The sequence below is a fragment of the Pseudogulbenkiania subflava DSM 22618 genome (assembly GCF_900177275.1).
Classification (GTDB): domain Bacteria; phylum Pseudomonadota; class Gammaproteobacteria; order Burkholderiales; family Chromobacteriaceae; genus Pseudogulbenkiania; species Pseudogulbenkiania subflava.
The window spans coordinates 58,277-68,831 of the sequence record NZ_FXAG01000024.1 but is presented as its reverse complement, the minus strand read 5'-3'; the positions used below and the strand labels follow the sequence as shown (position 1 = coordinate 68,831).

13 protein-coding genes and 1 pseudogene are annotated in these 10,555 nt (G+C 55.4%); 5 read left to right on the top strand and 9 right to left on the bottom strand.

The genetic code is table 11. The annotated features are described in order from the left end of the window. Positions 1-386 (top strand): substrate binding domain-containing protein (locus B9N72_RS17885; protein ID WP_200811049.1); only part of this gene is annotated, 386 nt, incomplete at its 5' end. An 839-nt stretch (positions 387-1,225) separates the two neighbouring features. Here the strand turns inward: B9N72_RS17885 and B9N72_RS17880 are convergent. From B9N72_RS17880 to merR, 7 genes are all read right to left on the bottom strand, one after another. Further along, complete coding sequence (locus B9N72_RS17880; protein ID WP_085277566.1) at positions 1,226-1,792, bottom strand: hypothetical protein; 567 nt, start codon at positions 1,790-1,792, stop codon at positions 1,226-1,228. A gap of 440 nt (positions 1,793-2,232) precedes the next feature. Continuing rightward, positions 2,233-2,679 (bottom strand): hypothetical protein, encoded by a 447-nt coding sequence (locus B9N72_RS17875; RefSeq protein WP_085276335.1) that lies wholly within the window; start codon positions 2,677-2,679, stop codon positions 2,233-2,235. A 61-nt stretch (positions 2,680-2,740) separates the two neighbouring features. Further along, a complete protein-coding gene (locus B9N72_RS17870; protein WP_085276334.1) occupies positions 2,741-3,142 on the bottom strand; it encodes an antitoxin Xre-like helix-turn-helix domain-containing protein in 402 nt (133 codons plus the stop codon). Positions 3,143-3,176: 34 nt separating this feature from the next. Next, positions 3,177-4,172, bottom strand: a complete 996-nt coding sequence (locus B9N72_RS17865; protein ID WP_085276333.1) for a DNA-binding protein — start codon at positions 4,170-4,172, stop codon at positions 3,177-3,179. A gap of 424 nt (positions 4,173-4,596) precedes the next feature. Continuing rightward, complete coding sequence (locus tag B9N72_RS17860) at positions 4,597-4,968, bottom strand: hypothetical protein (protein ID WP_085276332.1); 372 nt, start codon at positions 4,966-4,968, stop codon at positions 4,597-4,599. Positions 4,969-4,986: 18 nt separating this feature from the next. Beyond that, a complete protein-coding gene (locus B9N72_RS17855) occupies positions 4,987-5,382 on the bottom strand; it encodes a hypothetical protein (RefSeq protein ID WP_085276331.1) in 396 nt (131 codons plus the stop codon). 133 nt (positions 5,383-5,515) lie between these two features. Continuing rightward, positions 5,516-5,914 carry an Hg(II)-responsive transcriptional regulator gene (gene merR / locus B9N72_RS17850; RefSeq protein ID WP_085276330.1) on the bottom strand — a complete coding sequence of 133 codons (399 nt, stop codon included), beginning with the start codon at positions 5,912-5,914 and terminating at the stop codon, positions 5,516-5,518. 76 nt (positions 5,915-5,990) lie between these two features. Between merR and B9N72_RS17845 the strand changes: the two genes are divergently transcribed. The 4 genes and pseudogenes from B9N72_RS17845 to B9N72_RS17830 all read left to right on the top strand — a co-directional run bounded on the left by B9N72_RS17845 (position 5,991) and on the right by B9N72_RS17830 (position 8,301). After that, a complete protein-coding gene (locus tag B9N72_RS17845) occupies positions 5,991-6,338 on the top strand; it encodes a mercuric ion transporter MerT (RefSeq protein ID WP_085276329.1) in 348 nt (115 codons plus the stop codon). Positions 6,339-6,350: 12 nt separating this feature from the next. Next, positions 6,351-6,626 (top strand): mercury resistance system periplasmic binding protein MerP, encoded by a 276-nt coding sequence (gene merP / locus B9N72_RS17840; protein WP_085276328.1) that lies wholly within the window; start codon positions 6,351-6,353, stop codon positions 6,624-6,626. A 7-nt stretch (positions 6,627-6,633) separates the two neighbouring features. Further along, complete coding sequence (locus B9N72_RS21645; protein WP_085276327.1) at positions 6,634-6,846, top strand: GDCCVxC domain-containing (seleno)protein; 213 nt, start codon at positions 6,634-6,636, stop codon at positions 6,844-6,846. A 378-nt stretch (positions 6,847-7,224) separates the two neighbouring features. Continuing rightward, positions 7,225-8,301: pseudogene (locus tag B9N72_RS17830) on the top strand (IS5 family transposase). A gap of 269 nt (positions 8,302-8,570) precedes the next feature. Here the strand turns inward: B9N72_RS17830 and rpsK are convergent. After that, positions 8,571-8,966 carry a 30S ribosomal protein S11 gene (rpsK, locus tag B9N72_RS17825; RefSeq protein WP_085276326.1) on the bottom strand — a complete coding sequence of 132 codons (396 nt, stop codon included), beginning with the start codon at positions 8,964-8,966 and terminating at the stop codon, positions 8,571-8,573. Positions 8,967-9,227: 261 nt separating this feature from the next. After that, entirely contained in the window at positions 9,228-10,466 is a 1,239-nt protein-coding gene (gene fabF, locus B9N72_RS17820; RefSeq protein WP_085276325.1) for a beta-ketoacyl-ACP synthase II, read from the bottom strand. Positions 10,467-10,555 lie beyond the last annotated feature (89 nt).

Here is a 10,555-nt window from a genome sequence, read left to right as displayed (position 1 = left end):
AATCACTCGACGAACTGGCAGCCCATCGCTGCATCGGCTACGCCTACGTCCATTCCGGGCAGCTGTGGCAATTCGAGCCGGTCGGGCAGAATAACCGGGTACGAACGGCAGTAGTGAAATCAACGCTGGTATTCAACAACGGCGAAGTGATGTGCGATGCCGCCATCGCCGGCCTTGGCATCTGCTTGCTGCCGCGGTTCATCGCTGCCGAGGCGCTGCGCGATGGGCGCCTAATCGAGGCCCTACCCGACACCCCCATCCCTGACACCGTCTACGCGCTATACCCCAGCCGCCGATTTCAGAGCCGCAAGGTCCGCACCGTGCTTGACTACTTGCGCAATCAATTTTCCCGGCCATTGCCTTGGGAGGTCATGCCCGAGTCATAGCGACGCAACTTCGCCGGCTGCGCCAACGCCAATGGCAGGACGTCAAAACACTAATGGGGTGTAGAAGGAGCAAAAAGAAGAGGAGGGCACTGGCTTTGACTGCAGGCGGACTACGACCCAAACTACGAAACGAGCCAGAATGGGAAGCCTTCTTCATCGCCGGTGATGGTCACAAACTTGACACTTTTGGCGCTTATGGAGTGCCGTTGCATTCTGGTCTTGAGCGCAAGAACGTATTTTCACGTGCCTTCCGTTAAATTTTAACAAGCGTGAAAGCTCCAGCCGTGTTGTCGCTCGCCGTCCCACAGCGCCACACAACACTTTTGTCAAAAGCTCCATAGTCTCCAACTCCCTTGCTTCATATCGTCGGCGCGCCCAGTTCGAGGTCCATCCAGGGCACGCGAGAGTCGCCACAGCGTCATCGGACGGCGGTGGCGAGCGACACGCGCAACAGCTCGGATCGCTGACAGATGGCGGACACAGGAGCGCCGCTCGTAGGGTCGACGTGGGCACGCCAGCAGCGCTACTGGAATGAATAGCGCAGGTAACATGCCAGACGAGTTAAATTGTTAAATTCCGTTAAGTTAAAAAATTCGATTGCCGTAAGATAATATGGTGATCCTGTAGTTCGCATAATCTATATTATGTCAAATACGACATGGATTTTTACCTGGATGACCCATATTTCAGCACCCTTTCGTGCCCGATGAGATCGACAGAAGCCCAGAGCTTGCATTCCTCGTCCTGCTTTCCGAAGCCCGGGCCATCGGGGCACGAAGGATTTGTGCTGTCCCGCTGAACGACTCCATGCAAACCCGCACGGGTGGTGATACGGGCATTCAGTCACCAAATGCACGGCATCCCTCTCTTGCGATCGCGTCCTGGGCATCCCGCAGCCGCTGCAAATCGTCCTGATAGGCTTTGTTGTTGTTCAGCCGCGCCTGCACCTTGTCGCGCTGCTGCCGCAGCGTGTGACAGTCGACGATGGTTTGCTTAGCCAGTTTGCGCCGAACGGGAGGCATGACGGATTTTCGTCGGCGTGGTTCTTCAACGGTCGCGTGCCAGGTCGCGGGAAACTGCTGCCGCGCTTCCTCGATCGTGGTATTGGAGAAAGTTGCAACCGCGCTCGAGCCAAAGGGGCAGTCGCTTTCCAGAACATAGCGAAAGCTGTCAAAGCGGGAATCCATGCGGCAAACAGCAATCATGCCACGCTCGTCACCTCCTCCGTTGCCCACAAATCCGCCCTGCTCCGGACGTTTCACCGCTGAGGAGCCGACGGGACAGGCGCCGCTGGTATAAGAGATGGCTCTGGTTCTCTCGTGCTCACAGCGCAGGATGCCTGGCACTTCTGTGGCGATCGTCGATTCAACAATCAGGCACAAAGCAGCGAGCAGAATAATTCTCATGGGTAGACTCCCGGTTTTGACACGCCACCACTATATTTCTTTGTCATGGCGAAGTCGAACCAGCGCAAACAGCCCTTGAGTCGCCCCAGCCCAGCCGGAGCGGACTCGGTGCAAAGAGCCCGCAATCGTCATGTTCGCGCCATCGATACCGGGGATGAACGCCCTCTTGGGGTATCACCGGGATGAAGCCAAAATTCCCCCACGAAACACAGTAAATCATTGATTTATATGGATTTACATGAAATATGCTAGGACAGCAGATCAGGGCTTATCGTGGGGGTGGGTTTCGATGTGCAACTTGAGTTCGAACGTATTAAATATTCAGCAAAACCCATAGATTTTTTGCAGTTGTAGCGAATAAATAATGCGGTTAGCAGTCGAAGAACCGCCGTCACGCTTTCATTTATCGCGCCGGCGCTGATCCATCCAGGCCAACCAGCCTACCCGATGGGCTTGGGCGTCGTACAAAGCATGGTGCCAGGGGCGTGCCTTCGTGTGGTATTCGCAACCGCTCGGTCGAAGACCCCGGTGTCAATCAGGGGCCGCAGGTCGAACCATCCGGCTAGGTTGTTCGGCCACTCGCCATCTAACGCATCGGCCAGCAGGTCGCGATCATGCTGAGAGTCACAGGCGATCGTCACGCTGCGCGGCAGCGTGGCAAACCAGTCTCGCAACCGGGCTTGCACGTCCACCTTGCGTACGATGGCCTCCTCGATGCGGCCGAGCTGCGACCATACGGCCGATTGGACGAAGGCATTGCACTTCGATCGGTCGAAATCCTGCACTTCCAGGTACAGTTCGTGCCTGCCGTCTTCGCCAACCATGCCGATGCTGATCAGCTCACAGTCGATGAAGTCGGTGAACTCGGTGTCCAAAAAGATCAGCATCGGCATATCCAGATAGGGTCATCAGCTTGCCCCTGCCGGGGCATGGACTTGGCTCCGCCGATCACACCGGCAGTCCATGTTCTATTGCACGGATGATCCGCCGCACTTGTGCGGTGCCGATCGCCGTATCCACCAGCGTGATCGGCCGGCATTCCAGCTCGTCGTGATGGCACGTCAGCCATTCGACAGCCCGTTCCTTGCTACCCAGCGCTGTTTGCATTTCGCCCACCAGTGTCACCAAGCGTAACAGCCGCTCGCTGGCGGCTGAATCAAGCCGTCCTTCTTTGGTAAGTTGGCGTGTGAATGTTCGCTCCGCCACGCCAATGACCACGCACAGCTCCTCGAGCGGCAACCCCAAGTCTTCCTGCACGGCGGCCAAGTCCGCCGTGGACAAACCTTGGCGAATAGCAGCTACCTGCATCGCGGGCCCCGCCTTCACCAGTTCACACACCGTCCCTTGCATTCTCGTCTCCCTTCGATCATGTCGTTTTTTTTTTTTACGGCTTACCGTTTGGATCGATGGCGCGGTCCGCGCCGTTAAACAGATCCATAGTGATCTCACCCTCGTTGCCCTGCGTGTTAGGGATGACCGATTCAGATTTGCCTTGGAGTAGTTGCCACAGCTCGTCGCGACTGGCACTGAGCTGCTGTAGACGTTCGTTCAGTGTAGCAACACTCGTCTCCAGATGAGTGGCGTGCCCCTGAAGCACGTCGCGTGCCTTGCCAGCGTTCTCCGCTGCCTGCTCGCTGCGGCGTAGCTCCTTGCGGGTGGCCACCAGCTCGGCACCGGTACGGGCCGCGTCCTGGTAGGCGTGAGTCAGCTCGTTCTGCTTCACGATCAGCGTCTGGTTCAGCGTACGCAGTTCGGCCTGCAGCTGCTGCACCTGCTGTTCGTGCCGGCGCTGCTCCTGCTCGCGCTGCTCCTTGACCGACTCGCGGTAGTGTTCGAGCGCTTCGCGCGCGTGGCGGTGCTTGTCTTCGAGCGATTGCCGATGTGCTGCGTTTTCGGCCAGTCGCTCCTTGAGGTCGGCTACCTGTTGTTCGAGTTGGGCATTCAACAGTGTGGCGGCCTGCTGTGCTTGGCGGGTTTGCTCGTGCGCCGCTTGCTCGGTCTGCAGGGTGGCTTCGGTACGCTGCAAGTGGCTGCTGAGCCCTTCTATTTCCTGTTTCAGCTTGGCCACCGCCTTGTCGTGCTGCGCGAGCTGCTCGACATGGCGAGCTTGAAGCTCGCTGACGCGCGCCTCGGCCTCTTCGTGCAGCCGTGCGGCGAGCCGCCCGACCAGGTCCTGGATGGCCTCACTGACGGCGACGCCGCGGCCGAAGCCGGCGCCTTCCTCCTCCTCGAGCTCTTTCAGATAGCGGTGGATCGTGGTCTTCGAGCCGGTATTGCCTAGCTCGGCGCGCACCGCGTCGATTGAGGGGTTGATGCCTTGTGCCAGCAAGGCATCACGCGCTTTTTGGACTTCGGACTTGTAGATGCCGGCTCTGGCCATGATGCCACCTCTGACTCGAATTTCGTACTGTGGTACGTACCATGTAAATACATACCAATAGCCCGGCAATTTCAAGGTGATTCTGGCACAAAATAAGGCGTGATAATCAGGACTTATCACGCCTTAGCCTAAAAACTACCTGGCTCCCCACCGCATGGCGGTGTACTGCCTAGTTCGTAACTATGTCACATGGTCGAATACCAGCCCGATCCCGATACGCCTCCATCCAGTGTTCCGATAGCCTGACGGGTATCGCCATCGGCGATGTGGACACAGCCGCAGTAGCTGCACCGCATGGCACCAGCCGCTTCTTCGACCCTCTTCTGGGCATCTATGCTGAGCCTCATCAACTGGCCCACCGACAACGCACTTTGCCGATTCGCTCCGCCACCGGAACAGCTCCGCGGACAATGGGCATGCATAGCTATTTCTCCAGTCGGGCCATCAAGCGCCGCACTATCTCCATGGTATTGGCGAGAGCGCTCGCTTCATCGCAGTTCAGCCACTCCAGATACTGCTCAGCCCATGTCTTGGGCAACGAGTCTGGCAAGGGTGGACTCGCTGGCGCCGAGGCACCGATTACCGGCTGCCAGTAAAACGTCAGCCCATGGCTCGACGCATCCTGCAAAAAAATACTCGGGTTAAGCATCTGATCCTTGATCACCTCGTATTTCATGTGGATGCCGGTTAGCCAGCGGGCTACCCATACTTCCTCGCCCATGTCGGGCAATCGCTTGGACGACTTGATCCAGCCGTCAGCCGCTGCCCAGTCAGAGTGCTCAAATTTATAGCCCATGGATGCCGCTTTTCCTGCTTATTGCGAAAGGTCATGAATGCCTGCGGTTAGCTCCTTACCGATGAGATCGGTCAAGGGCTGGGCCACACGGAGCACTTCCAGTAGCTCAAGGAAGGTATTAGCGACCAGTGTGGCAAACAAGGAACTCTGACCAAAAATCTCAATGTAATATAACGGTTTACCTTTCTGCAGGGCGCGGTCAAAAGCACGGTACAGGCAAATGCTGGACTGGGCCCACCCCGTTTCCGGCTCCGTCGTCAGTTCCAGGCCGTAGCCATTGGCGACGATATTGGTGTGTGCATCCGCATGTTCTGGGTAAATCTCGATGGGGCATGCAATTTCCACCAAGGTCCCATTTTTCAGTGCATAGCATTCGTTATGGTTGACGACAGTAGTGATGGCTGTTTCGTTCATTACGTGTTCTTTCGTCTTGATTGGTTAAAGCGGCTATGCCGTTTTGACACTCTGTTTTCGGGACGGAGTCATGCCGAATTGGGCGAGGTCCATGTGGTTAGTCAACAGCGAGCTGAAAATCGTCTACCTGTACTCACTCTCGTGCCAGCACATCGATGATCGGGCATGAGGTCTCGCCATCGCCCGCATGGCACTGTTGTACCAGCCCGCCCAAGACATCCCGCATGGCGGCCAGGTCGGCGATCTTCTGTTCGATCAGCGCCAGCTTACGGAGAGCCAGTGCCTGCGTTTCCGCACAGGCGCACCCCCCATTCAACTGAAGGAGCCCGCTGACTTCGGTCAGCGTGAAGCCCAGTGCTTGTGCCCGCTTGATGAAGCGTATCCGTTTCACCTGATCTGTCGTGTAGCGCCGATGACCTCCCTGCGGCTTGGCAGGTTCATCCAGCAGACCACGCCGCTGGTAATAACGGATCGTCTCGACATTGACTCCTGCCGCATCCGCCAACTTGCCGATCGTCAGGTCTGCTACCATCAAAATACCCCTTGATTCCGTACCTTAGTACGGAATTTATAGTAACACTATCAAGGTGAGTTTGAAGGAAACAGGCATGGCACCGAGCAATGGGAAAGGTCCCCTCATCGCCGGGGTACTGGCCGCTATCGGTGGGTCGGTGTGCTGCATCGGGCCGCTCGTGCTGCTGGCGCTGGGCATCGGCGGGACGTGGGTCGGCAGCCTGACGGCGATGGAACCGTACCGGCCCATTTTCATCGGGTTGACGCTGCTGTTTCTCGGGCTCGCCTGGCGCAGGCTCTATCAGATGCCGCGGGCCTGCGACCCGAAGACGCCTTGCGCTAATCCACGCACGATCAGACGGCAGCGGCTCACATTCTGGATTATCTCCGTGTTGCTGCTCGGCCTACTCGCCGTGCCGTCCTTGGTACCGCTGTTCTACTGAAAGGAGCTTCCCATGCTCAATCGTCTGACTGCTGCACTTATTGCCCTTCCCGTTGCAGCATTGGCCGCGCCCCCGAAGACCGTCACGCTCGAGGTGAAGAACATGACGTGCAGTCTCTGCCCCATCACGGTCAAAAAGTCACTGGAGAAGGTGTCCGGGGTGAGTGACGTCAAAGTGGATAGCGACAAGAAGACGGCCATCGTGACCTTCGACCCCGACAAGACCCAGCCGGAGGTGCTGACCAGAGCGACCACGAACGCGGGCTATCCCTCCACCCTGCAGAAGTGAGACTGCGATGAGTGCTATCGTTCTCGAATCCGTGCTGACCTGCCCCCACTGTGGCTTCGCCAAACGAGAAACCATGCCCATGGAGGCCTGCCAGTTCTTCTACGAGTGCAGCAGCTGCAAGGCCTTGCTACGCCCCCATCCGGGTGACTGCTGTGTGTTCTGTTCGTTCGGCTCGGTGAAATGTCCGCCGATCCAGGCGCAGCGCGGGTGCTGTGGGTAGTTGTCAAACCACGCCGCCGGCACCCCGAGCCATCTTTGATAACGGCAAGGCGGATGAAACAGCCGGCGGCGTCCGAACTATGAGTCGGTATCCCCGGCGGGAATGGCATCACAGGAGGAAGGATGCACGAGGATGCTGCAGGAACGTCCACGGCAACATTTCTCGTCAAGAACCGCACCAGGTCATTATTCGTCTGGAAATTGGCCCAGCAATAAACGAACCAGCTCTGCTGCCGGGATTCCACCAAGCCAGCTTGGCTGGACGCCTTGAGCTGGAAGGATATCGTCGCTCGTTATCGCAGGCTCAGACCCTGAAGGGCACCTCGAAAAACTCCAGTTCATGGCATGATGGAGACATGCCCCTTCGGACCGTTCTCGCATGATCAAGAACAGCCTTTTTGCCGGACAAGAACGAGAAGCCAAGCTCGACAGGCTCGGAGATGTACTGCGTACCCTGCAAGAGCATGTCGACTTTGCCGCCTTGGCCGCCGAGATCGACCGTGCCGCACCTCGCCCCAGTCGTGAACGAGGTGGACGCCCGCCGTTTCCCACCGAACTGATGGTGAGGATCCTGCTGATTCAGCAACTGTTCAATCTCAGTGACGAACAGATGGAATTCCAGCTGCTGGATCGCCTGAGCTTTCAGCGTTTCGTCGGCTTGCGTGACAGCAGCCAGATCCCGGATCGCACCACAATCTGGATCTTCAAGGAACGCCTGATCGCCGCCAACGCCAGCGAAACCATCTTTGCTGCCGTTAATCGGCAGCTCAATTAGCATGGCTATATCGCCCGCGGTGGCCAGATGATCAATGCCAGCATCGTCCCCGTGCCGCGCCAGGGGATTACCGCCGAAGAGAAAGAGCTCGTTCAGCAGCAGGCCACTCCGGCCGACTGGCCGCCAGCCAAGCGTCGGCAGAAAGACACCAACGCCAAATGGACCAAGAAGCATGGCAAGTCCTACTTCGGCTATAAGCTATCCGCCAGCACCGACAAGCGCTACAAGCTGATCCGGCGCATCGTGGTTGCCACTGCCAGCGAGCACGACACCCTACACTTCGAGGCGGTGCTCGATCCGGGCAATACGGCCCGTGATGTCTGGGCCGACAAAGGCTACGTCGGTCAGCAGCGTGAAGCCCGCCTGACCGGCCAGAGCTGGCGTCTTCACATCCAGCGCAAAGCCCAGAAAAAGTGCCCGCTGTCCGAGTGCCGGGAAGGGAGAAACCGCCGCATCGCCAAGACCCGCGCCCGTATTGAGCATGTCTTTGGCGCCCTCGAACAGCAAGGCGGCAAGGTCCTGCGCAGCATTGGTCTGGCCAGCGCGACCTTGCATCTGAACTGGAAGGTGGCCAGCTACAACCTGCGCCGGCTGTGCTTCCTGAAAACGGCAGGCGTGACGGCCTTAACGCCCAAATGGCGCCTGCGGTGGCTCAAATGGCCACCGGGGCGCAAAAATTAAGCAATAACTGGTGCTAAAACGCATTGGCCTTGCCTCAAGTGGCGGGTTTGTACGTCACGCTCCGCCAAGAATTGGATAATTCGAGGTGCCCAACAGTCTATTCAAACAGAGCTACATTTTTTTGTTATTGCCTACTCATCTAAGACGCAGTTGATGCTTCTTATTCAGCAGTACAAGGTACGCTCAGAAAGTATGAATACAAGCGCTCTGAAGACCAATCTCTGGAACTGAGGGGAAAAACACCCTAAGCTCAATATGGCATAGTGCTATTAAATACGACGTTTTTTGGGCGGGCGACAACCGTTATGTGGCACCGGCGTTACGTCAGAGATACTGATTATGCTGAAACCTTGCTTATTAAGCGAACGGACAGCAGATTCACGACCTGGGCCAGGGCCTCTGATACGAACAGCGAGGTTTTTCACACCATATTCTTTGGCAACGTTACCGGCATGTTCGGCCGCAATTTGCGCAGCAAAGGACGTGCTCTTACGCGAACCCTTAAAGCCAACGCTGCCAGAAGTTGCCCAAGACAGTGCATTGCCGTGTCTATCGGTGATCGTAATGATCGTGTTGTTGAATGATGCATGTACGTGCACAACCCCATCGCTTATCATCTTACGAATTTTTTTACTTACTCGAACAGTCGACTTTGATTTAGCCATTATCTGTATTCCATTATATTTTGCATGGGCGTACCTATTGTAATATTATACGCCAATCTAGATGTATTTAACGGAGTTGAATGACCATCAAGAATTGATATATAAAAATCATCTATCGCATCAAAATAGTCCAGCTCGCCATATTTTACTCACCAAACTATGTCAATGGTGAACATGGCTACTGCCACTAAATTTCTCTCCACAGACGCTTACTTCGCGGGTTGCATTGCATAGTTTTTTGGCGCAATTTTATGTAGCCTACTAAACTCGCTTGATGGCAATGGTTGCATTTGTCCCTCCGAAACCAAAGGAGTTGGAAATGGCGACATCAATTTTCATTTTTCGCGCCTCATTTGCGCAGCAATCAAGATCACACAATTTGTCCTGATTAAAGATGTTGATGGTAGGAGGTGAAACCTGATTGTAAACAGCAAGAGTTGAAAATACTGACTCAATACCACCAGCCGCACCTAACAAATGCCCTGTCATTGACTTGGTCGAATTAATAACCAACCTCTTTGCGTGGCCATCAAATGCACGTTTGAGTGCAATAGTTTCCGCCCTGTCACCGAGTGGCGTTGAAGTACCGTGAGCGTTGACATACTGTACGTCCTGTGGATTCAGTCGAGCATTATGCAATGCGTTGTTAATACATCGCGCTGCTCCATCTCCATTTTCGCAAGGAGCCGTCATGTGGCTTGCGTCAGCACTCATTCCGAAACCAGCCAACTCGGCATATATTTTGGCGCCACGCGCTTTGGCATGCTCGTATTCTTCAAGTACCACGACCCCAGCTCCCTCTCCTAGTACGAAACCATCACGATCCCTATCCCAAGGACGACTTGCCGTTTTCGGGTCATCATTGCGAGTAGAGAGTGCACGTGCAGCACTGAACCCACCAATTCCCAGCGGGGAAATAGTACATTCAGCCCCGCCAGCTATCATGATGTCAACGTCACCATATTCGATTAAGCGACCGGCATCACCAATGCAGTGCGTGCCTGTCGAGCAAGCGCTGACTAACGCGATACTAGGCCCTTTAAATCCATACATGATCGATAGGTTGCCTGATATCATATTTATGATTGAACCAGGAACAAAGAATGGAGAGATTTTTCGTACCCCAGCCGCTACGAATTCATCACGAGTGGTTTCAATCATAGGCAAACCACCAATACCGGAACCAATCGATACACCAATACGTTCGGCATTGAATGGTTGAGCTTCAATCCCAGCATCTTTGATCGCCTGAATGCCCGCAGCCATACCGTAATGGATAAAAGTATCCATGCGGCGGGCATCTTTCGTTGATAAGTACTGGGTGATATCAAAATCTTTGACTTCACCTGCAATCTGCACCGGAAGAGCGGAAGTGTCGAAACGTGTTATCCGATCAATCCCGGATTGCCCAGCAAGTATATTTTGCCAGGCTTGTTCGACAGTATTGCCGACTGGGGAAATAATCCCCAATCCGGTTATTACAACTCTGCGACGTGCCAATTTATTCTCCAATCAGGGTAAGATAAGTGATATTCATAGAAAACTCTGAAAAATATTTTCTCTTGCGATTAATGAGGCTCTCAATGACT

What these genes read in the sequence shown, in the direction of transcription:
- B9N72_RS17880 (WP_085277566.1), bottom strand. Translation starts at nt 1,792, where the DNA reads ATGAGAATTATTCTGCTCGCTGCTTTGTGCCTGATTGTTGAATCGACG.
- B9N72_RS17875 (WP_085276335.1), bottom strand. Translation starts at nt 2,679, where the DNA reads ATGCTGATCTTTTTGGACACCGAGTTCACCGACTTCATCGACTGTGAG.
- B9N72_RS17870 (WP_085276334.1), bottom strand. Translation starts at nt 3,142, where the DNA reads ATGCAAGGGACGGTGTGTGAACTGGTGAAGGCGGGGCCCGCGATGCAG.
- B9N72_RS17865 (WP_085276333.1), bottom strand. Translation starts at nt 4,172, where the DNA reads ATGGCCAGAGCCGGCATCTACAAGTCCGAAGTCCAAAAAGCGCGTGAT.
- B9N72_RS17860 (WP_085276332.1), bottom strand. Translation starts at nt 4,968, where the DNA reads ATGGGCTATAAATTTGAGCACTCTGACTGGGCAGCGGCTGACGGCTGG.
- B9N72_RS17855 (WP_085276331.1), bottom strand. Translation starts at nt 5,382, where the DNA reads ATGAACGAAACAGCCATCACTACTGTCGTCAACCATAACGAATGCTAT.
- merR (WP_085276330.1), bottom strand. Translation starts at nt 5,914, where the DNA reads ATGGTAGCAGACCTGACGATCGGCAAGTTGGCGGATGCGGCAGGAGTC.
- B9N72_RS17845 (WP_085276329.1), top strand. Translation starts at nt 5,991, where the DNA reads ATGGCACCGAGCAATGGGAAAGGTCCCCTCATCGCCGGGGTACTGGCC.
- merP (WP_085276328.1), top strand. Translation starts at nt 6,351, where the DNA reads ATGCTCAATCGTCTGACTGCTGCACTTATTGCCCTTCCCGTTGCAGCA.
- B9N72_RS21645 (WP_085276327.1), top strand. Translation starts at nt 6,634, where the DNA reads ATGAGTGCTATCGTTCTCGAATCCGTGCTGACCTGCCCCCACTGTGGC.
- rpsK (WP_085276326.1), bottom strand. Translation starts at nt 8,966, where the DNA reads ATGGCTAAATCAAAGTCGACTGTTCGAGTAAGTAAAAAAATTCGTAAG.